Consider the following 20,530-nt stretch of genomic DNA (forward strand, 5'->3'; position numbering starts at 1 on the left):
CATTTTGGCGGAAGATCACAGGAGTCGAACCTGCCCGGGAACGCTGGCGTCCCCAACTGGATTTGAAGTCCAGCCACCTCACCGGAGATGACGATCTTCCGCGCCTCGATTGCTACATGGAGGCGGGGCGCATTATAGCTACTTCCAAAGGTTTCCACACCCCCTCACTCACTTTTTTAACTTCCGTTTCTCTATACCATGACCAGTTTCAAATAAATCCCCGCAAAATCCATTACTTACACTTAGACACATTTTTAGACGCTACGCTGATCACAGAAAACAAGAATCGTAATTTGATAACGAGATATCGGAATACCCGCGCTCACAGGGATGGTTTACAAGAACTGTAACCGGTATCAGGGCGTGTGAAAGTGCTAACAAGGATGCGTAATGAAAAGTGAAATTCTGTCTGTTAAAGAGAAGATTGGCTACGGAATGGGCGATGCGGCTAGCCACATTATCTTCGATAACGTCATGTTATATATGATGTTCTTCTATACCGATATTTTTGGTATTCCTGCCGGATTTGTCGGCACCATGTTCTTACTGGCCCGCGCGCTGGATGCCATCTCAGACCCTTGCATGGGGCTGCTGGCCGACCGTACCCGTTCGCGCTGGGGGAAATTCCGCCCATGGGTGCTGTTCGGCGCACTGCCGTTTGGTCTGGTTTGCGTGCTGGCCTATAGCACGCCGGATCTCAGCCTGAACGGCAAAATGATTTATGCCGCAATCACCTACACGCTGCTGACCCTGCTTTATACCGTGGTCAATATTCCCTACTGCGCGCTGGGCGGCGTGATCACTAATGACCCTACGCAGCGTATCTCCCTGCAATCATGGCGCTTTGTGCTGGCGACGGCGGGCGGCATGCTCTCCACCGTGCTGATGATGCCGCTGGTGAATCTGATTGGTGGCGAGGATAAAGCGTTCGGCTTTCAAGGTGGGATTGCGGTGCTCTCCGTGGTGGCGTTCCTGATGCTGGCGTTCTGCTTCTTCACTACCAAAGAACGCGTGGAAGCGCCGCCGAGCACCACCTCTATGCGTGAAGACCTGCGCGACATCTGGCAAAACGACCAATGGCGCATCGTCGGCCTGCTGACCATCCTCAATATTCTGGCCGTCTGCGTTCGTGGCGGGGCGATGATGTATTACGTCACCTGGATTTTGGGTAAGCCGGAGGTGTTTGTCGCCTTTCTCACCGCCTATTGCGTCGGCAACCTGATCGGCTCTGCGCTGGCAAAACCGCTGACCGACTGGAAATGCAAAGTCAGCGTCTTCTGGTGGACCAACGCTGCGCTGGCGGTAGCGAGCCTGGCGATGTTCTTTGTGCCGATGCACGCCAGCATCACCATGTTTATCTTTATTTTTGTCATTGGTGTACTGCACCAGCTCGTTACGCCAATCCAGTGGGTAATGATGTCCGATACCGTTGATTACGGCGAATGGTGCAACGGTAAACGCCTGACGGGGATCAGCTTTGCGGGCACGTTGTTCGTGCTCAAGCTGGGTCTGGCGCTCGGCGGGGCGCTGATCGGCTGGATGCTGGCGGGCGGGGGCTACGACGCCGCCGCGAAAACCCAGAACAGCGCCACCATTAGCATCATCATCGCCCTGTTCACCATTGTCCCGGCTATTTGTTACCTGCTGAGTGCCGTGATTGCCAAACGCTTCTATACCCTGAAAACGCCGTATCTGACGGAAATTATGAGTCAGTTGGCTCAGGGCGCGCGCCGCAACCAGCAGGATTTCACGACGAAAGAATTACAGAACTAAGGAACTGACGATGAAAATTAGCGATGGAAACTGGCTGACCCAACCTGGACTGAATTTAATACACCCAATTCAGGTGTTCGACGTTGAACAGCTGGGTAACGAGATGATTGTCTACGTTGCGCCGCGCGATGTGCGTGAACGTACCTGGCAACTGGATACCCCACTCTTCACCCTACGCTTTTTCTCGCCGCAGGAAGGCGTGGTTGGCGTGCGTATGGAACACTTCCAGGGCGCACTGGATACCGGCCCACATTACCCGCTGAACGTGTTGCAGGACGTCAATGTTGAGATGCGAAACACCGCTGAATTTGCCGAACTGAAGAGCGGCAATCTGAGCGTTCGGGTGACCAAAAGTGAGTTCTGGTCGCTGGATTTCCTGCGTAATGGTGAACGTATTACCGGCAGTCAGCTAAAGAATAGCGGTTACGTGCAGGATACCCACAGCGGGCGTAACTATATGTTTGAGCGTCTGGATTTGGGCGTGGGGGAAACGGTGTACGGGCTGGGCGAGCGTTTTACCGCGTTGGTACGTAACGGTCAGACGGTGGAAACCTGGAACCGCGATGGCGGTACCAGTACCGAGCAGTCTTACAAGAACATCCCGTTTTATCTCACCAACCGCGGCTACGGTGTGCTGGTGAACCATCCGCAGTGCGTGTCGTTTGAAATCGGCTCTGAGAAAGTGTCGAAAGTGCAGTTCAGCGTTGAAAGCGAGTATCTGGAATATTTCGTCATCGACGGCCCAACGCCGAAGGCGGTGCTGGATCGCTATACCCGCTTTACAGGCCGTCCGGCGCTGCCGCCAGCCTGGTCGTTTGGTCTGTGGCTAACCACATCGTTCACCACCAATTATGATGAAGCGACGGTGAGCCGCTTTATCGACGGCATGGCCGAGCGCAATCTGCCGCTGCACGTCTTTCACTTCGACTGTTTCTGGATGAAGGCCTTCCAGTGGTGCGACTTTGAGTGGGACCCGGTGACCTTCCCGGACCCGGAAGGTATGATCCGCCGCCTGAAAGAGAAAGGGCTGAAGGTGTGCGTATGGATAAACCCCTACATCGGTCAGAAATCCCCGCTGTTCAATGAACTGAAAGCGAAAGGGTATCTGCTCAAGCGCCCGGACGGTTCCCTGTGGCAATGGGATAAATGGCAGCCGGGCCTGGCGATTTATGACTTCACTAATCCACAAGCCTGCGAGTGGTATGCCAACAAGCTGAAAGGTCTGGTGGATATCGGCGTAGACTGCTTCAAAACCGACTTTGGTGAACGCATTCCTACTGACGTTCAGTGGTTTGACGGTGCCGATCCGCAGAAGATGCACAACCATTATGCGTACATCTACAACGAACTGGTGTGGAACGTGCTGAAAGAAACCGTCGGTGAAGAAGAGGCTGTCCTGTTTGCTCGTTCAGCTTCGGTGGGCGCGCAGAAGTTTCCGGTGCACTGGGGCGGTGACTGCTACGCCAACTATGAATCGATGGCGGAAAGCCTGCGCGGTGGCTTGTCTATTGGCCTGTCCGGCTTTGGCTTCTGGAGCCACGATATCGGCGGCTTTGAGAATACCGCTCCGGCGCACGTCTACAAGCGCTGGTGTGCGTTTGGGCTGCTCTCCAGCCACAGCCGCCTGCATGGCAGTAAATCCTACCGTGTGCCATGGGCGTACGATGACGAATCCTGCGATGTGGTGCGCTACTTCACCGAACAGAAATGCCGCATGATGCCGTACCTGTATCGTGAAGCAGCGCGCGCTAATGCGCAGGGCACCCCGATGATGCGCGCGATGATGCTGGAGTTCCCGGACGATCCGGCGTGTGATTATCTCGACCGCCAGTACATGCTGGGCGATAGCGTGATGGTCGCGCCGGTGTTTAGCGAGGCGGGCGATGTGCAGTTCTATCTGCCGGAAGGACGCTGGACGCATCTGTGGCGTAATGATGAGGTGGCCGGCAGCCGCTGGCATAAGCAGCAGCATGACTTCCTGAGTCTGCCGGTTTATGTGCGTGACAATACCCTGCTGGCGTTGGGCAGCAATAACCAGAAGCCGGACTACGCCTGGCACGAAGGGACAGCGTTCCAGCTGTTCCATCTGCAGGAGGGGCGGGAAGCACTCTGTGAAGTTCCGGCTGCTGACGGCTCGGTTATCTTCACGCTGAAGGCGACGCGTGTAGGTAATACCATCACTGTGAAAGGGAATGGTGAGGCACGTAACTGGACGTTGTGCCTGCGAAATATTCAGAAAATTGGCGGCATTAAATGCGGGTCGCATATGGGCAGCGAGCTGGGTGTAGTTATTACTCCACAGGGCAGTGAGCTGACGATTACCTTGTAAGCATGTGTCGACGTGGTGCCGGATGCGTCTTATCCGGCCCACACCGCGAGCAGCGTTCCAGATCTTAAAATCAAAAACATCCCGACTTAAATTTTTACCTCCCCATATTTGCGAGCGCTATCACTCTAATTCCCGCGAAAAATGTGATCTGCGCCGTAAATATCTTACTATTTCCTCTTTTTGTCTTATTTCTGTCCGGAATACAGGACACGATTTAGTATTGTTGGCGCATCGTAGTCCTCTTATATTTATCATCACGGATTACACGTGGAGCATAAATGCTTCTTTATTACCTAAATAATTCGAGTTGCAGGAAGGCGGCGACGCAGCGAATCCCCTGAGCGTACATAAGTACGTGACAGGGGTGAGCGAGGAAAGCCAACGCACATGCAGCTTGAAGTATGACGGGTATAGATATTTAATCTGGTATGTAATAAGGGTAAATAATGCAAATGATTACCTCGCGACAAAACAGATTATTAAAGTTTCTTCTGTCCCGGAAGGAATATGTTACGCTGCTAAAAATTGCCGAATATTTATCTGTTTCAGAGAAAACCGTCCAGCGCGATCTGCGGTTACTGGAACAATGGTTATCGGAATGGAAAATATCCATCGATAAACGTGCCGGTGCGGGCGTGATATTAAGTGCCGATAACATTACTGACCTTTTATATCTGGATCAGTTATTAGGGTCGGAGGGTGATGATGCTGACGGCATGATGAATAATTCACGGCGGGTTAAGATAGCCTCGCAATTATTAAGTGAAACGCCGCATGAAACATCGATCAATAAATTATCCGAACGTTATTTTATTAGTAGTGCATCGATTGTTAACGATCTGAAAGTGATTGAATCGTGGATTACCCCGCTGGGCCTGTCGCTGATTCGCAGCCAGAGCGGCACACACATTGAAGGCAGCGAGAGCGGGGTGCGCCAGGCGATGGCGTCGCTGATTAACGGTGTGATTAACCATAATGAACCTGGAAGCGTGATTTATTCACGACTTGATCCGGGCAGTTATAAAGCGTTAGTGCATTACTTTGGCGAAGAAGACGTTTTATTTGTCCAGACGCTGTTGCAGGAAATGGAGAACGATCTGTGCTGGTCGCTGGGCGAGCCTTATTACGTCAATATCTTTACTCATATTCTGATCATGATGTACCGCATTACGCGGGGCAATGCGCTACCGAGAAAAGAAGAAAGCATCACGTCATGTGATGAGAACATCTTTTCCATTGCCAGTCGCATGATTCAGCATATCGAAAAACGCATTGCCCATCCGCTGCCGGAAGACGAAGTCTGGTTTATTTATCAATATATTATCTCCTCCGGTATGGTGATTGAAGAGCATAACGATGTGAGCGTAATTGGCCATATGCACTCCAGCGACGAAGCACGCTTGATTACCCATCGGCTGATTGCCACCTTCGCCGAAATGGTTGACTGCGATCTTAGCCAGGACACTGCGCTGTATGACGGATTGCTGATCCATATTAAGCCGCTGATTAACCGCCTGAACTACCAGATCCGCATTCGTAATCCGCTGCTGGAGGACATTAAAGGCGAGTTGCAGGACGTCTGGCGTCTGACTCAGTGCGCGGTGAATCGGGTGTTTAGCGGCTGGGGCGAACGGGCCGTGTCGGATGATGAGGTGGGATATTTAACCGTGCATTTTCAGGCCGCGATGGAGCGTCAGATAGCGCGTAAACGTGTGCTGCTGGTCTGCTCAACCGGTATCGGCACCTCTCACTTACTCAAAAGCCGCATTCTGCGCGCCTTTCCGGACTGGACCATCGTCGGCGTGGTGTCGGCAGGCAGCTTGCCCTCCGTCCTGACGGACGATATTGAACTGGTGGTATCGACGATCAATTTACCTGCCGTTGCCATGCCGGTCGTGTATGTCACCGCCTTCTTCAATGATGCGGATATTAAGCGGGTAACAGAAACGGTTATTACGGAAAAATTACATCGGGCGACGTCGCTGGTCGTTGAAAATTAATGTCTGAACTCCATGAGGTATGATTTATGGACATCACGAAAATACTCAATACAAATCGCGTTATTTTGGACATGAAGGCCACAAACAAAACGGAGGTTATTGAGGAACTGACGGATATTCTGCAAAAAGATGGGGCAATTAGCTGCCGGGAAACGTTTATTCAGGATGTCTGGCAGCGTGAATCAGAAGGCTCGACCGGCTTCGAAAATCATATTGCGATTCCGCACGGGAAATCCTCGGCGGTGGTCAATACCACGCTGGCGATTGGGCGTACCCGCCAGGATATTCCCTGGGAAACCCTGGACGGCAGCAACGTGCGCTGCATCATTCTGTTTGCCGTACGCCTTGAAGATCAAAACACCACCCATATTCGTCTGCTTTCGCAGGTTGCCGGCGCGTTGGCGGATGACGACATTATTGAACAACTGTTAGTCGAAAGCAGTCCACAGAAAATTATTGAGCTTTTTAGCCAATATGCTGAATCCAATGTCTGCTAAATAATACGTGGAGCATGTTATGAATATTGTTTGTGTTGCCGCCTGTACGGCGGGTATTGCGCACACCTATATTGCCCGTGAGAAGTTAATTAAAGGTGCTAAAGCGCTTGGTCATAATATAAGAGTAGAAACCCAGGGCACTATCGGCACGGAAAACGAACTGCTGACAGAGGACATTTCTGCTGCTGATGTCGTGATTCTCGCTGTGGATGTAAAAATAAAAGGGGAGGAACGATTTTTAAATAAACGTATTGTGCGAGTGAAAACTGAAATTGTCATAAAGTCGCCCATTCAGTTTCTTGAAAAGGTCGAAAAATCATTAGTTAATAATAACCAGTAGCGATCCCCATTCTGGAGGGATTTCACATGAGTGAAAATAAAATTCCGCTATCTCAGGAAATAAAAAAACATTTATTAACGGGGATTTCGTGGATGATCCCGTTAATTGTTGCCGCCGGGATCTGTATTGCTCTCGGGCAAATACTTGGCGGCACTAACGTGGGTGAAAAAACAGGAACCATACCCTGGATGCTCAACCAGATTGGCGGTTGGGGGATGGGGTTAATCGTACCGCTGATTAGCGCGGCGATTGCGTACTCTATTGCTGACCGCCCCGGATTCGCACCGGGTCTGATTGTCGGCTTTGTCTGCGGTGAAATTCATACCGGTTTTATCGGCGGGATGCTGGGCGGTTTTCTGGTCGGTTATACCGTCCTGCTGCTCAAGCACTATATCCGTTTGCCGCAGTCGATGCAGGGGTTGATGCCCATCATGGTGCTGCCGGTACTGAGTACCGTCATTGGTGGCCTGTTGATGATGACGCTCATTGGCAAACCGATAGCCTGGCTGCAGGACGCGTTGATTCATCTGCTGGAGTCCATGCAGGGCGGGTCACGCTTTTTAATGGGGGCCATCCTTGGCGCAATGGCGACATTCGACTTTGGCGGACCGGTGAATAAAACCATGTCGCTATTTGCTGACGGCATGTTAGTCAGCGGCGTGTACGGTCCGGAAGCGGTGAAGTTTGTCGGTTCGATAATCCCTCCGTTCGGCATTACGCTCTCCTTTTTGCTGACGCGTCACAAGTACACCCGCGCGGAGCGTGAGGCGCTGAAAGCGGCATTCCCGATGGGGATCTGCATGATTACCGAAGGGGTCATTCCCATTGCGGCGCGCGACCTGCTGCGCGTGGTGGGGTCCTGCGTGGTGGCCTCGGCGATAGCGGGCGGTCTGATTATGGTGTGGGGCGTCGAAAGCCCGGTACCGCACGGCGGCATGTTCGTGGTCCCGCTCTTTACGCATCCGCTACTGTTTTGCCTGGCGCTGGGGATCGGCACGGTGATTTGCGGCGTCATGCTGTCGTTGTGGAAGAAGCCGGTGACCGAACGTGACGAAGAGTTTGATGAACTTAGCGATCAAAAGCTGAAAGACGAAGAGATCACCTTCACCCTGGAATAACCGGAGGCCGTATGTTTGCCGATATGAAAAGCATGGTGACGAAAGCCTGGCGCGAGCAGTACGCGCTGCTGGCCATCAACTGTATGAACCTGGAAAGCGCCCGTGCGGCGGTGCGGGCGGCTGAGAAACACCGTGCGCCCATCATTCTGAATCTGTATCAGGGGCATCTGGGCCATTTTCCTGCACCGATAGCGGTGGCGGTCGTCAAAACGCTGGCAGAGGAAGCGTCGGTACCGGTCGCGCTGGCGCTGGATCATGGAAAGGACCCAGTGCGCATTCGGCAGGCTTTTCGCGCCGGATTCAGCGGGTTAATGATCGACGCCTCCGCCTTTGCGCTGGAGGAGAACATTCGCCAGACCCGGGCGGTGGTCGAGCTCGCGGCCAGCGTTTCTCTGTGCGTGGAAGGTGAGCTGGGGCATCTGGCCGACGCCCCGCGCTATGATCACGCAGCTAACGCTGATTTGATGACCCAGGCCGCCGATGTGGAGCCCTTTATCCAACAGACCGGTATCGATTTACTGGCGGTCTCGGTCGGCACGGCACATGGCATGTACGCGCCCGGTGTCATACCCGCCATTGATTTCCAGCGACTGGAGGAAATTGCCCGTTTATCAACGGTGCCGCTGGCGCTGCATGGCGGCAGCGGGACGCCGTTTGACCAGCTACAGCGCTGCCCGACGTTTGGCGTCGCCAAGATAAACGTTGGCGCGGCGGTTTTCGAAGCCGGAAAGGCTGCGCTGCTGCATACCCTGTGTCGTGACACATCCGGTGAACTCGTTGATGCCCTGGCCCTGATGGAGCAGGCCTGCGAGGAAGCCATTATTCCGTACCTGCAGGCCAGCGGCGCTATCGACAAAGCCTGATTCATTTTCTGTAACGCCTTCTATGCCTCTGCGACGACGCACTGGCAGGGCTTTCTACACCCTGAAACTGGAGAATTAACATGTTAGTTTCGATGAAAGAATTACTGCAACCTACCCGTCAGCACGGTTTCGCCATCGGCGCATTCAACGTGGCGGACAACTGCTTTGTACGTGCAGTAGTGGAAGAAGCGGAAGCAACCAATACCCCGGCGATTATCTCCATTCACCCCAGCGAACATGATTTTGTAGGCGATGCGTTTTTTAGCTACGTCCGTGATATCACTCTGCGCAGCCCGGTTCCCTTTACTCTGCATCTGGACCACGGCGCTTCGGTCGAGCATGTCCTGCGGGCGATTCAGTGTGGGTTTACCTCGGTGATGATTGATGGCTCGTTGTTGCCGTATGAAGAGAACGTGGCGCTGACCCGCGAAGTGGTCAAGCTGGCGCATGCGGTAGGCGTTTCGGTTGAAGGGGAACTGGGTACGATTGGTCAAACCGGGACGTCAGTGGAAGGTGGCGTATCGAAGGTCACTTATACCGATCCTGATCAGGCACAGGATTTTATCGCCCGTACCGGCGCGGACACGCTGGCGGTGGCGATTGGAACCGCACACGGCATCTACCCGAAAGGGATGCAGCCAGAGCTGCAAATGCACATCCTGCGCGAGATTGCCGGGCGAGTAGACATTCCGCTGGTGCTGCACGGAGGTTCCGCGAACCCGGATGCGGAAATTGCCGAATCCGTTACGCTGGGCGTTGGCAAAATCAACATTTCCAGCGATATGAAATACGCTTACTTCCAGAAAGTCCGCGAAATCCTGGCGAAAGAAACCTGGTGGGACCCGAACGTTATTTACCCGGAAGCCATTAGCGCCGCGCGTGATGTGATCCGTCACAAAATGAAACTGTTCGGCTCAACCGGCAAAGCGTCACTTTACTAACCGCATACAGGCGGGGTGACCCGCCTTTTTCGCAACAAGGAAAAGTGGAATGAAGCGTTCACACATTAATTATGCCGTCGATAAAGCGCATGCCATCGCCGAGACTTTTCGGGTTTGCCTGCCTGACTTTTCGTATTTTACGGCTGACGCCTGGCGGCAACAGGATCACACTCTGTGGCGTGAAGTGCTCGATCTCCAACTGGGCTGGGATATAACCGACTTTGGGCGCGGAGATTTTGCGCAAACGGGGCTGACGTTACTGACGTTGCGCAATGGTCAGTTAGGGTCAGCCAGCTACCCCAAACCGTACGCCGAAAAGATGCTGCAGATTCAGCAGGATCAGCAGACGCCATGGCATTTTCATCGCCATAAAATGGAAGATATCGTTAACCGCGGCGGCGGTGATTTATGTATGCAGTTGGCGTGGGCTACGCCTGATGACGGGTATGATGCCCGGCGCATTGTTGAGGTTAGCGTCGATGGTCAGCGGCGTTCCGTTGACGCTGGCGAGACGCTGGTATTGAAACCGGGGCAGGGGGTATGCCTGCCGCCGCGGTTGTATCATCGCTTTTGGGCGGAGAAAGCGTTCGTGCTGGGCTGGGAGATCTCGATGGTCAATGACGACCTGCATGACAATCACTTCCTTGAGCCAGGCGGTCGCTTCCCGGCGATAGAAGAGGACGAGCCGGTGAAGTGGCTGTTGTGCAGTGAATATGCGCGCTTACAGCGATAAACGGCGACCCAGTCGGCAATTCGCCGCCGGGCCGTCAGATTTTACTGCGCAGCGGGTGGGGCGGTAACTTCACTACCGGATACCACGCCCGCCTGCATGGTTTGCGTTACCTGCTGTTTCTCCACGTTCACCGCATGCAACTGGCCGCTGACCGTTGGCTTGAGTGGCGCATCGGCTTGAATATTGCCGCTGGCGGTAAGCTGGATGTTACCGTCGCCGGAAAGCGGCAGTGCGGGCCATCCCCACTGCTGCAGAATCGTCATTGGCACGCCGCGCCCGTTCAGGCTGACCTGAGTTTGACGCTGAGGCAACTGTGAAATACTGGCAGTGGCCTCCAGCAACCCTTTTTCCGTATAGGCGCTTAGTTCGCTGATATTGATGGTGCTGCTGTTCGCCGTCAGCGCCAGCGAAGGACGACGCACGTCGGTGCGGTTAAAGGTGCCGGCAGCGGCGTTGAGGTTAGCGCTCCCGCTCCAGATCCCCCACTGATTGTTCTGCACCAGCCCGAGGTTAGCACCGTAGCCGTCCAGCGCGGTGAGCTGCCATGGGAAGCTCGGGTCGATATCAATCACCAGATTACGGCTGGCGCTGAATTTCTTCAGCGTCAGGCTGGCTAGCCAGGCTGGTAGAGGTTTCATCCACAGCTGTTTCCAGTTTTCCGGCAGCGTGTACTCCAGACCGGCAATGGCGGCATCATCGAGGACCAGCGCTTTGTTGTTGCGCTGCCAGTTTCCGGATGTTCTGACCATTCCCCCTTCCCAGCGGGTGGTGAACTGACGCAGCGCTATGCCCTGCGGCGAGAACTCGGCGTTCATAATCGGATCGAAAAAGTGCAGAGAGCCGTAGATAAACTCGCTGGCGTTCATCGACAGTTTTCCTTCCTGAGTTTGCCAGTCGTCCTTGCTGAAGGTCATGTTGCGCAAGCTCAGATCGAGATCCGTCACCGCCCAGTCAGGGCCTTGCAGACGGGCATCTGTTACTTCCAGACGACCAATTTGCAGGGAAGGAATAGTGCTTAACGGAGCAAAAAACTCGGCCAGAGATTTGTCGCTTTGCAGCCGAATATCGTTCAGGCGCAGATTCTCTACTACCCAACTACCGTCGGCATTGCGTTGCGCCACGCCGGTTAATGCGCCACGCGCCACGTCTGCGCCAATATTGCTCAGCATCACACGGTCATGGTCAATACTGCCTTCAATCAATACGTTGGTCGTGGGGACGTCATTCAGCGTCAACGAACTGGCGCTGAGCTGAATTTGCGCTTTACTCCCGAGAATTTTACCCGCCTCAGGACTCCAGGGAATGACTCCGCCGTTAACGCGCTGCGCGCTCAGGGTCCACTCGCTACCGGGACTGTTAAGCGCCATATCTTGCAATTGCAGGCGATCGGCCTGGAACGGCAGCGGCGCAGTTTGCTGGGAAAGATTCAGCGTGCCGTTTTGCAAAAGAATGGTGTCTACGTGCAGCGGGTCGGTGATTTGGCGGCTGCTCAGTCCAATATCGACCGTTTTGGCGACCAGCGTTGCGGGCTGACCATCCCGGCCAAAGGTGACGTTTTCCAGCAGAATATGGGAAGGAGAAGAAAACCGGTGATCGATGGCATCAAATGCCAGATGGTAGCTGCTGTTCTGCGAAACCCAGGCGCTGACGTGCTCTGCGCCCCAGCGGGTTTGCAGTAGAAAATATAAGCCGAGGATCGCCACTGCAAGGGCGATCAGCACGTAAAGAAGCAGCTTTCCAATAAATTTCATGGTCTTCCATCCCGCGAAGTGCACATAGTCAAGTTATGCACGATTTAGGCGCAATGCTCAAGGCGGGAATGGTGAAAGAGCGTTACAGCGGCGTTGATTCAGAATCAACGCCGCATTTTGCTTATTGCTTCTCTGGTGGGAACACCAGATTCAGAACGATAGCGGTAATACCGCCTGCGGCAATGCCGGAAGAGAGCAGGTTTTTCACCCAGTCCGGAGCGAACTGCAGGATCAGCGGCTGCTGGGAAACGCCGAGGCCGACGGCCAGCGACAGCGCGATAATCAGAATTGCGCGGCGGTTCAGCGGTTCGCGGGATACGATACGCACGCCGGATGCCGCGATAGTACCGAACATCACCAGCGTTGCGCCGCCGAGTACCGGCTCAGGAATATGCTGTACAAAACCGCTGACCGCCGGGAACAGGCCCAACGCGATCAGCATCAGCGCAACCACAAAACCAACGTAGCGGCTGGCAACACCTGTTAACTGAATAACCCCGTTGTTTTGTCCAAAACAGGAGTTCGGGAAGGTGTTGAATACGGCTGAAACAAACGAGTTCAGACCGTTCGCCAGTACGCCGCCTTTCAGGCGTTTCATGTACAGCGGACCAGAAACGGGCTGCTCGGAGACATCGGAGGTGGCCGTAATATCACCGATGGTTTCCAGCGAGGTAATCATAAACACTAGCATCAGCGGCAGCAGTAAGCTCCAGTCGATACCCAGGCCATAATACAACGGCGTTGGCACCATCAGCAGGTCCTGACTTACCGGCGCGGTATTTTGCGGCAGCATATCCATAAACCACGCCAACAGGTAACCTGCCGCCATCGCAATCACCAGTGACGCAACGCGCAGGTACGGGTTGCGCTGGCGGTTAAGCAGGATAATCAGCGCCAGCACGACGCCAGCCAGCAGTAAATTCTTTGGTGCGCCAAAGGTGTTGTCGCTCATTGCCGCATAGCCGCCGCCAATCGACGTCAGACCTACCTGAATCAGTGACAGGCCGATAATCATCACCACCACGCCTGAGACCAGCGGGGTAATGATACGACGCGCCAGATGCAGTACGCGTGAGATAACCATCTCAGTGCAGCTTGCCAGCATCAGTGTACCGAACAGCGCCGCCATCATGGTTGGGACATCTGCACCACCGGTTTTTAGCGCTGTACCGCCCATAATCAGTGGCGCAACAAAGTTAAAGCTGGTGCCCTGAATGGATAATAGCCCTGAGCCGACCGGCCCCCAGGCTTTGATCTGAATGATAGAAGCCACGCCGGAAGCGAACAGCGACATACTGATAATGTGTTGAGTATCCTGAGCCGGTAAACCGAGCGCCTGACAAATTAACAGCGCTGGGGTGATTACCGCGACGAACATGGCCAGCAGGTGCTGACAGGCGGCAAACAGGGTCTGGGCTAGCGGGGGGCGGTCTTCAAGACGGTAAATCAGTTCACTGTTGTGAGTCTGCGCAACCGGTTGCGCATTTGTTGACTCTACGGCGTTAACGGACATCAGAGGCAATCCCATGGTGGAAAAGCGGTGATTTTATCTGACCATGGCGGAAATGCAAACGTTTGCTACCAGGTGTTCTTAATATTTAAAACGGATAAACAAACATTTTTATATAACTTTTCATGATTTTCTGCTTAAAATCCACACCGAAAACTCAATAAGAGCTAAAAATCGGTCTGGAATGCATCGTGCGTGATTGTGCTAAACGCACTAATGGAGTTGTAAATGTTTTATCTCGATACGTTATCAACGCTGGTTGCGGCAACCCTTGTGTTGCTGCTGGGACGTAAGCTCGTCCAGTCTGTTTCCTTCCTGAAAAAATACACCATTCCTGAACCTGTAGCTGGCGGATTGCTGGTGGCGATTGCGCTGCTGGTGCTGAAAAAAAGCATGGGTTGGGAAGTGAACTTCGATATGACCCTGCGCGATCCGCTGATGCTGGCATTCTTCGCCACTATCGGCCTGAACGCCAATATTGCCAGCCTGCGCGCGGGTGGCCGCGTGGTGGGTATCTTTCTGATTGTGGTTGTTGGCCTGCTGCTGATGCAAAACGCCATCGGTATTGGTATGGCGACTCTGCTGGGTCTGGATCCGCTGATGGGTCTGATCGCCGGTTCGATAACCCTCTCTGGTGGGCATGGGACCGGGGCCGCATGGAGCAAGCTGTTTATTGAGCGCTATGGTTTCGCTAATGCGACGGAAGTGGCGATGGCTTGCGCAACGTTTGGCCTGGTGCTGGGCGGATTGATTGGCGGCCCGGTGGCCCGCTATTTGGTCAAACACTCTACCACGCCAGATGGCATGCCGGACGATCAGGCTGTGCCTACCGCATTTGAAAAGCCGGATGTCGGACGCATAATCACTTCGCTGGTGCTGATTGAAACCATTGCGCTGATCGCTATCTGTCTGACGGTGGGTAAAATCGTTGCACAAATGCTGGTCGGAACGGTGCTGGAACTGCCGACTTTCGTCTGCGTGCTGTTTGTTGGGGTGATCCTCAGTAACGGCCTGGCGTTAATGGGTTTTTATCGGGTGTTCGAGCGCGCGGTTTCGGTGTTGGGTAACGTTAGCCTGTCGCTGTTCCTGGCGATGGCGCTAATGAGTCTGAAGCTGTGGGAGCTGGCTTCTCTGGCCCTACCGATGCTGGCAATCCTGGTTGTGCAGACCATTTTCATGGCGCTGTACGCGATATTCGTCACCTGGCGCATGATGGGTAAGAACTACGATGCCGCCGTGCTGGCAGCCGGACACTGCGGTTTTGGCCTCGGTGCGACACCCACGGCGATTGCCAACATGCAGGCAATTACTGAACGTTTTGGGCCATCCCATATGGCGTTTCTGGTGGTGCCGATGGTGGGGGCGTTCTTTATCGATATCGTCAATGCGCTGGTGATTAAGCTGTATCTGCTGCTGCCGATTTTTGCGCAATAATGTCTGTGCGGCGGAGTCACATCCGCCGCCGCTATGAATCTACTATGCGTTGGAGTAGCGCTCGGTTTCCGGCATCCAGCGTTCAATCAGCGCCACAGCCTGTTGCGGGTAACGTTCGTGAATATGACGGGCAATGCGCTGAACTTCCGGGATAATCGCCTGATCGCGCAGCAAATCTGCGACTTTGAATTCTGCCGTTCCGGTCTGGCGCGTACCCAACAGCTCGCCGGGCCCGCGGATCTCTAAATCTTTTTGCGCGATCACGAATCCGTCGTTGCTGTCGCGCAGAACCTGTAGGCGTTTTTGCGCGGTTTTTGACAGCGGCGATTTGTAGAGCAGGACGCAGTGGGAGGCCACCGCGCCACGACCTACGCGACCACGTAGCTGGTGCAACTGCGCCAGGCCCAAGCGCTCCGGGTTTTCAATAATCATCAGGCTGGCGTTAGGTACGTCTACGCCCACTTCAATCACCGTGGTGGCAACCAGCAGCTGCAATTCGCCCTGCTTAAAGGCCGCCATTACCGACTGCTTCTCTGCGGGCTTCATACGGCCGTGTACCAGGCCAATATTCAGCTCTGGCAGCACCAGTTTAAGCTCTTCCCACGTGGCTTCAGCGGCCTGAGCTTCTAACAAATCAGACTCCTCAATCAGCGTACAGACCCAGTACGCCTGGCGCCCTTCATGGGTACAAGCGTTGCGCACGCGGTCAATAATATCGCTGCGGCGGGTATCCGGAATTGCCACCGTGGTGACCGGCGTACGCCCCGGAGGGAGTTCGTCAATGACCGACGTGTCGAGATCGGCATAGGCGGTCATCGCCAGCGTACGCGGGATTGGGGTGGCTGTCATGATTAGCTGGTGTGGATGGAAACCCTGCTGCTGGCCTTTCTCCCACAGCGCCAGGCGCTGATGTACGCCAAAACGGTGCTGTTCGTCGATGATAACCAGTGCCAGTCCGTTGAACTGCACCTGTTCCTGGAAAATTGCGTGCGTGCCGACAATCATCTGCACCTCACCGCTGGCGATAGCTTCCTGCTGTGCCTGGCGCGCTTTGCCTTTCTGTTTACCTGCCAGCCAGCCTACTTCAATGCCCAGTGGCGCGAACCAGTTGCGGAAGTTATTGGCGTGCTGTTCAGCCAGCAGTTCGGTGGGGGCCATCAGCGCAACTTGCTTACCATGTGCGATGGCACGTAGGGCGGCCAGCGCCGCAACCAGCGTTTTACCGGAGCCGACATCGCCCTGTACCAGACGCATCATGGGGACATCCAGTGCCATATCGCGTTCGATCTCAGCGGTAACGCGGGCCTGGGCGCCGGTGGGTTTAAACGGTAGAGCCGCCAGCAGCTTATCTTTCAGCGCGTTGTTTGCGAGCAGCGGCTGGGCGTGGAAACGTTGCGCCCCGGCGCGTAGTGCCAGCATGCTGAGGTTATGCGCCAGCAATTCTTCCAGAATCAGACGTCGCTGTGCTGGATGCTGACCGGTTTCCAGATCGCTCAACTGCAGTGACGGCGGTGGACGGTGCAATGTGCGCAGAGCTTCTGGCAGGCTCATCATACCTTGCAACAACTCTGGCGGCAGCAGTTCGGCAATGGCGCAGGTATCGAGCAGGTCCAGAGCTTGATCGGTCAGTTTGCGCAGCGTGGCCTGCTTCACGCCTTCGGTGGTTGGATACACCGGCGTGAGCGTTTCCTGCAATTCCGGCGTGCTGAGATCGCCCTGCACGCGATACTCCGGGTGGATCATTTCTGCGCCGTATTTTCCGCGTTTGGCTTCGCCATAGGCCAGCACCCGGCGACCGGTGGCGAGACTGTTTTTCATTGCGGCGCTGAAGTTGAAAAAGCGCATGGTGAGAATGCCGGAGCCATCACTGATCTGACAGGTCATCATCCGGCGTCCGCCGAAGGTGATATTGCAGTTCAGCACTTCGCCTTCTACAGTGGCGTAAACGCCCGGCAGCAGTTCGCCAATCGGGTACAGGTGCGTGCGGTCTTCGTAACGCAGAGGGAGGTGGAGCAGAAGGTCCTGCACGGTGTGCAGGCCAATTTTCGCCAGTTTACTGCTTTGCGCTGCGCCAACGCCGGTCAGAGAATTGAGTGGGATGGCATCCAGTAAACGGCCTTTCATCGCGTTTATCTCGCAGATTGCATAGTGGCCCACCACGTTGCATCGGCTTCAATTTCGCCCTGCGTGTTTACGTGGGGGTAGGGAAGACCTTTGCGCTTAGCGACATTCGCCAGCACCGGATAACCGCCTTCAAACAGCAAACGCTGCTGCTCATCTTGCGCCAGCATGCTGTTTTCTCGTCGGTACATGCCGGCGTTTTGCCGCTGGCGCTGTGCTTCGTACAGAATCAGCGCGGAGGCGACCGAAACGTTCAGCGATTGCACCATGCCAGTCATGGGAATGATGATGTCCTGATCCGCCAGATCCAACGCTTCCTGAGTGATGCCAGTTTTCTCCTGGCCCATCAGGATGCAGGTGGGGCGCGTGTAATCAATCTCGCGAAAATCCACGGCTTTATCTGACAGATGTGTTGCCAGAACCTGCATACCCTGGCTTTTTAAATGTGTGACCGCATCGCCAATAGTGCGGTGAGTCTTCACCTGAACCCAACTGTTGCTGCCTGCGGCAGAAGAGGCCATGGTGCGCATACGGCTACCAGGCCAGACGGCGTGGACTTCATGCACGCCGACCGCGTCTGCAGTACGAATGATTGCAGAAACGTTATGAGGTTTGTGGACCTGCTCCATGCAGACGGTCAGATCGGGCTGACGACGTGCGAGCATCTCGCAAATACGTGCATAACGTTGAGTATTCATAAAACGTGTTCTAGTTACGGTTACGGGTGACTTTTATCACGTCCGGCATGACGCGGATTTTGCGCATGATATTCGCCAGGTGCACGCGATCGCGAGCGGTCAGGCGAATAAAGGCGCTATAGACGCGGCCATCTTTCTCTTCCGTATTCAGACTTTGAATGTTGGAGGTGGTCGTGTTGATTGCCGCCGTCAGGTTCGCCAGAGCACCCTGGTGGTTAAACATATCCACCTTAATCTCGGTGATGAACTCCTGCTCTGTCTCTTTATCCCATTCCACCGCCATAAACTTCTCTGGCTCTTTTTGATAGCCACGAATGTTACGGCAGGATTCATGGTGAATCACCAGACCTTTACCCGGACTGACGTGGGCAATGATTGGATCGCCAGGAATCGGACGACAGCATTTCGCGAAGGTGATCAGCACGCCATCTGCGCCTTTGATCGGCAGATGACCGTGACCAGATTGTGCTGGCACGTTTGCCATTGCTTCGCCCTGCTGGAGGTTTTTCGCTACCACCACGCTCATGGCGTTACCCAGACCGATTTCCGCGAGCAGATCGTCAAGCGTGGCGAGCTTCATGCGCTCAAGCTCACGCTGGATGCTCTCTGGCGGGATCTCAGCCAGTTTACGGCTACCGCCTAAGGCATGGTTGAGCAGTCGACGACCCAGACTGACGGAATCATCGCGCTTGAGGTTTTTCAGCAGTTGGCGAATTTTGGCGCGCGCTTTCGAACTGACGACGAAGTTGAGCCACGCTGCATTCGGACGGGCGCCCGGAGCGGTAATAATCTCAACGGTCTGTCCGCTAAAGAGCGGCTGCGAAAGTGGGTAAGGTTGTCTGTCGACGCGTGCGCCGACGCAGGCGTGACCGATATCGGTATGCACGGCGTAGGCGAAGTCGACAGGCGTTGCACCGGCAGGCAGTTCGACAATGCGCCCTTCCGGTGTGAAAACATAAATCTCATCCGGGAAGAGATCAGATTTGACGCTTTCAATAAATTCAAACGAGCTACCGGCGCTCTGCTGCAGTTCCAGCAGGCTTTGCATCCAGCGTTGAGCGCGGATTTGTGCGGTGGTGCTGCTTTCGCCGCCGTGCTCTTTGTAAGCCCAGTGCGCTGCTACACCCATCTCTGCCATCTGGTCCATGTCTTCGGTACGAATCTGTACTTCAACCGGGACGCCGTGAGGGCCGATCATTGAGGTGTGCAAAGACTGATATCCGTTAGCTTTCGGAATGGCGATATAGTCTTTCACGCGACCAGGACGAGGTTTGTACAGGCTGTGCATCTGGCCGAGTACGCGATAACAGGTATCGGAATCATGAACGATAACGCGAAAAGCGTAGATATCCATGATGGAGTGAAAACGCTGCTCTTTGAGCACCATTTTGCAGTAAATAGAGTACAGGTGCTTCTCGCGGCCACTTACGCGACACGGAATGCCTGCCTCCTGTAAACGCCCTTCGATTTCCGAGAGGATTTTTTGGATCATCTCTTTGCGGTTGCCACGAGCGGCTTTAACCACTTCTTTAATCACGCGATAGCGGTTCGGGTACAGCGCTTCAAAACCCAGCTCTTCCAGCTCGGTTTTAATGTGATGAATACCTAAACGGTGTGCCAGCGGACTATAGATTTCGAGGGTTTCACGGGCGATGCGGCGACGCTTGTCCGGGCGTAATGAGCCCAGCGTGCGCATGTTGTGGGTACGGTCAGCGAGTTTGATGAGAATGACGCGGATATCCTGCACCATCGCCATAATCATCTTGCGAAAGTTTTCGGCTTGCGCCTCTTTCTTATCGCGAAACTTAAGCTTATCAAGTTTCGACACCCCTTCTACCAGTTCAGCAACGCTTTTACCAAAAAGCTGTTCCATGTCCTGGTAGGTGGCAGGGGTATCTTCAATCACGTCATGCAGCAGCGCAGCCATCAGCGTTTCATAGTCGAGTTTCATCTCGGCCAGAATGCAGGCTACCGCTACCGGGTGCGTGATATAGGGTTCACCGCTTGAACGTGTCTGGCCCTCGTGAGCGTCACGTGCAACGAGATACGCCTGCCGAAGACGCTTAATCTGGTCTTCCGGCAGGTAGTTTTGAATCAGTTGATTCAGGCTTTCAAACAGATACAAGGGCGACCCGCTTTGTGATTAACGACGACCTTCAGCAATAGCGGTAACGGCTTGTAATTCAGCGGCTTCCTGCTCTTGCTGTTCCTGGCGTTCACGCACGTCGAGGATCTGGTTGTTGATCAGACCTTCTTCGATTTCGCGCAGCGCGATAACGGTAGTTTTATCGTTTTCTTCCGGTACGAGCGGATCCTTTCCGCCTACCTGCATCTGACGAGCGCGACGCGCGGCGACCAGTACCAGGTCAAAACGGTTACCAATTTTCTCTACAGCGTCCTGAACAGTTACGCGTGCCATACT

16 protein-coding genes and 1 tRNA gene are annotated in these 20,530 nt (G+C 54.4%); 10 read left to right on the forward strand and 7 right to left on the reverse strand.

Annotated features, from left to right (window positions below; genetic code table 11):
- Nucleotides 1-5: 5 nt before the first annotated feature.
- Nucleotides 6-100: transfer RNA gene (locus tag HV237_RS00345), tRNA-Sec, on the reverse strand.
- A 290-nt stretch (nt 101-390) separates the two neighbouring features.
- Between HV237_RS00345 and HV237_RS00350 the strand changes: the two genes are divergently transcribed.
- The 9 genes from HV237_RS00350 to HV237_RS00390 all read left to right on the forward strand — a co-directional run bounded on the left by HV237_RS00350 (nt 391) and on the right by HV237_RS00390 (nt 10,594).
- Nucleotides 391-1,773 carry a glycoside-pentoside-hexuronide family transporter gene (locus tag HV237_RS00350; protein WP_016155017.1) on the forward strand — a complete coding sequence of 461 codons (1,383 nt, stop codon included), beginning with the start codon at nt 391-393 and terminating at the stop codon, nt 1,771-1,773.
- Nucleotides 1,774-1,783: 10 nt separating this feature from the next.
- Nucleotides 1,784-4,102, forward strand: a complete 2,319-nt coding sequence (yicI, locus tag HV237_RS00355) for an alpha-xylosidase (protein WP_047358793.1) — start codon at nt 1,784-1,786, stop codon at nt 4,100-4,102.
- Nucleotides 4,103-4,548: 446 nt separating this feature from the next.
- Nucleotides 4,549-6,102 carry a PRD domain-containing protein gene (locus tag HV237_RS00360; RefSeq protein ID WP_016155015.1) on the forward strand — a complete coding sequence of 518 codons (1,554 nt, stop codon included), beginning with the start codon at nt 4,549-4,551 and terminating at the stop codon, nt 6,100-6,102.
- Nucleotides 6,103-6,128: 26 nt separating this feature from the next.
- Nucleotides 6,129-6,599, forward strand: coding sequence for a fructose PTS transporter subunit IIA (locus tag HV237_RS00365; protein ID WP_003842172.1), 471 nt, complete (start codon nt 6,129-6,131; stop codon nt 6,597-6,599).
- Between the two features lie 19 nt (nt 6,600-6,618).
- Nucleotides 6,619-6,939 (forward strand): fructose PTS transporter subunit IIB, encoded by a 321-nt coding sequence (locus HV237_RS00370; RefSeq protein ID WP_016155014.1) that lies wholly within the window; start codon nt 6,619-6,621, stop codon nt 6,937-6,939.
- A 26-nt stretch (nt 6,940-6,965) separates the two neighbouring features.
- Nucleotides 6,966-8,057, forward strand: coding sequence for a PTS fructose transporter subunit IIC (locus HV237_RS00375; protein WP_047358794.1), 1,092 nt, complete (start codon nt 6,966-6,968; stop codon nt 8,055-8,057).
- An 11-nt stretch (nt 8,058-8,068) separates the two neighbouring features.
- The gene (locus tag HV237_RS00380; RefSeq protein ID WP_046275770.1) at nt 8,069-8,920 is read left to right on the forward strand and encodes a class II fructose-bisphosphate aldolase; all 852 of its coding nucleotides are present in this window, start codon (nt 8,069-8,071) and stop codon (nt 8,918-8,920) included.
- Nucleotides 8,921-9,000: 80 nt separating this feature from the next.
- The gene (locus tag HV237_RS00385) at nt 9,001-9,861 is read left to right on the forward strand and encodes a ketose-bisphosphate aldolase (RefSeq protein ID WP_047358795.1); all 861 of its coding nucleotides are present in this window, start codon (nt 9,001-9,003) and stop codon (nt 9,859-9,861) included.
- A gap of 49 nt (nt 9,862-9,910) precedes the next feature.
- Nucleotides 9,911-10,594: a D-lyxose/D-mannose family sugar isomerase gene (locus tag HV237_RS00390; RefSeq protein ID WP_047358796.1), complete on the forward strand. Its 684-nt coding sequence runs from the start codon at nt 9,911-9,913 to the stop codon at nt 10,592-10,594.
- A 41-nt stretch (nt 10,595-10,635) separates the two neighbouring features.
- On the opposite strand, the gene HV237_RS00395 is transcribed toward HV237_RS00390, so the two are convergent.
- Together HV237_RS00395 and xanP are read right to left on the reverse strand one after the other, a co-directional pair.
- Nucleotides 10,636-12,345, reverse strand: a complete 1,710-nt coding sequence (locus HV237_RS00395) for an AsmA family protein (RefSeq protein ID WP_047358797.1) — start codon at nt 12,343-12,345, stop codon at nt 10,636-10,638.
- A 121-nt stretch (nt 12,346-12,466) separates the two neighbouring features.
- Nucleotides 12,467-13,858, reverse strand: a complete 1,392-nt coding sequence (gene xanP / locus HV237_RS00400) for a xanthine/proton symporter XanP (protein WP_003024026.1) — start codon at nt 13,856-13,858, stop codon at nt 12,467-12,469.
- A 225-nt stretch (nt 13,859-14,083) separates the two neighbouring features.
- Here xanP and gltS point away from each other — a divergent pair, with 225 nt between their 5' ends.
- On the forward strand, nt 14,084-15,289 hold the full coding sequence (gltS, locus tag HV237_RS00405) for a sodium/glutamate symporter (RefSeq protein WP_016155009.1): 1,206 nt from the start codon (nt 14,084-14,086) through the stop codon (nt 15,287-15,289).
- Between the two features lie 42 nt (nt 15,290-15,331).
- Here gltS and recG read toward each other — a convergent pair whose 3' ends face one another.
- From recG to rpoZ, 4 genes are read right to left on the reverse strand one after another with little or no spacing between them, the layout of a single operon-like run.
- Complete coding sequence (gene recG / locus HV237_RS00410) at nt 15,332-17,413, reverse strand: ATP-dependent DNA helicase RecG (protein ID WP_047358798.1); 2,082 nt, start codon at nt 17,411-17,413, stop codon at nt 15,332-15,334.
- 5 nt (nt 17,414-17,418) lie between these two features.
- Nucleotides 17,419-18,108, reverse strand: a complete 690-nt coding sequence (gene trmH / locus HV237_RS00415; RefSeq protein WP_016155007.1) for a tRNA (guanosine(18)-2'-O)-methyltransferase TrmH — start codon at nt 18,106-18,108, stop codon at nt 17,419-17,421.
- A gap of 10 nt (nt 18,109-18,118) precedes the next feature.
- Nucleotides 18,119-20,233 carry a bifunctional GTP diphosphokinase/guanosine-3',5'-bis pyrophosphate 3'-pyrophosphohydrolase gene (gene spoT, locus HV237_RS00420; RefSeq protein WP_047358799.1) on the reverse strand — a complete coding sequence of 705 codons (2,115 nt, stop codon included), beginning with the start codon at nt 20,231-20,233 and terminating at the stop codon, nt 18,119-18,121.
- A gap of 18 nt (nt 20,234-20,251) precedes the next feature.
- A complete protein-coding gene (gene rpoZ, locus HV237_RS00425) occupies nt 20,252-20,527 on the reverse strand; it encodes a DNA-directed RNA polymerase subunit omega (protein ID WP_000135058.1) in 276 nt (91 codons plus the stop codon).
- Between the last annotated feature and the right edge of the window lie 3 nt (nt 20,528-20,530).

Origin of the sequence: Citrobacter sp. RHBSTW-00570, from assembly GCF_013739755.1 — a bacterium.
Classification (GTDB): domain Bacteria; phylum Pseudomonadota; class Gammaproteobacteria; order Enterobacterales; family Enterobacteriaceae; genus Citrobacter; species Citrobacter braakii.

Bases quoted from the DNA above. Each gene is read 5' to 3' on its own strand.
- HV237_RS00350 (WP_016155017.1), top strand. From the start codon at position 391: ATGAAAAGTGAAATTCTGTCTGTTAAAGAGAAGATTGGCTACGGAATG.
- yicI (WP_047358793.1), top strand. From the start codon at position 1,784: ATGAAAATTAGCGATGGAAACTGGCTGACCCAACCTGGACTGAATTTA.
- HV237_RS00360 (WP_016155015.1), top strand. From the start codon at position 4,549: ATGCAAATGATTACCTCGCGACAAAACAGATTATTAAAGTTTCTTCTG.
- HV237_RS00365 (WP_003842172.1), top strand. From the start codon at position 6,129: ATGGACATCACGAAAATACTCAATACAAATCGCGTTATTTTGGACATG.
- HV237_RS00370 (WP_016155014.1), top strand. From the start codon at position 6,619: ATGAATATTGTTTGTGTTGCCGCCTGTACGGCGGGTATTGCGCACACC.
- HV237_RS00375 (WP_047358794.1), top strand. From the start codon at position 6,966: ATGAGTGAAAATAAAATTCCGCTATCTCAGGAAATAAAAAAACATTTA.
- HV237_RS00380 (WP_046275770.1), top strand. From the start codon at position 8,069: ATGTTTGCCGATATGAAAAGCATGGTGACGAAAGCCTGGCGCGAGCAG.
- HV237_RS00385 (WP_047358795.1), top strand. From the start codon at position 9,001: ATGTTAGTTTCGATGAAAGAATTACTGCAACCTACCCGTCAGCACGGT.
- HV237_RS00390 (WP_047358796.1), top strand. From the start codon at position 9,911: ATGAAGCGTTCACACATTAATTATGCCGTCGATAAAGCGCATGCCATC.
- HV237_RS00395 (WP_047358797.1), bottom strand. From the start codon at position 12,345: ATGAAATTTATTGGAAAGCTGCTTCTTTACGTGCTGATCGCCCTTGCA.
- xanP (WP_003024026.1), bottom strand. From the start codon at position 13,858: ATGTCCGTTAACGCCGTAGAGTCAACAAATGCGCAACCGGTTGCGCAG.
- gltS (WP_016155009.1), top strand. From the start codon at position 14,084: ATGTTTTATCTCGATACGTTATCAACGCTGGTTGCGGCAACCCTTGTG.
- recG (WP_047358798.1), bottom strand. From the start codon at position 17,413: ATGAAAGGCCGTTTACTGGATGCCATCCCACTCAATTCTCTGACCGGC.
- trmH (WP_016155007.1), bottom strand. From the start codon at position 18,108: ATGAATACTCAACGTTATGCACGTATTTGCGAGATGCTCGCACGTCGT.
- rpoZ (WP_000135058.1), bottom strand. From the start codon at position 20,527: ATGGCACGCGTAACTGTTCAGGACGCTGTAGAGAAAATTGGTAACCGT.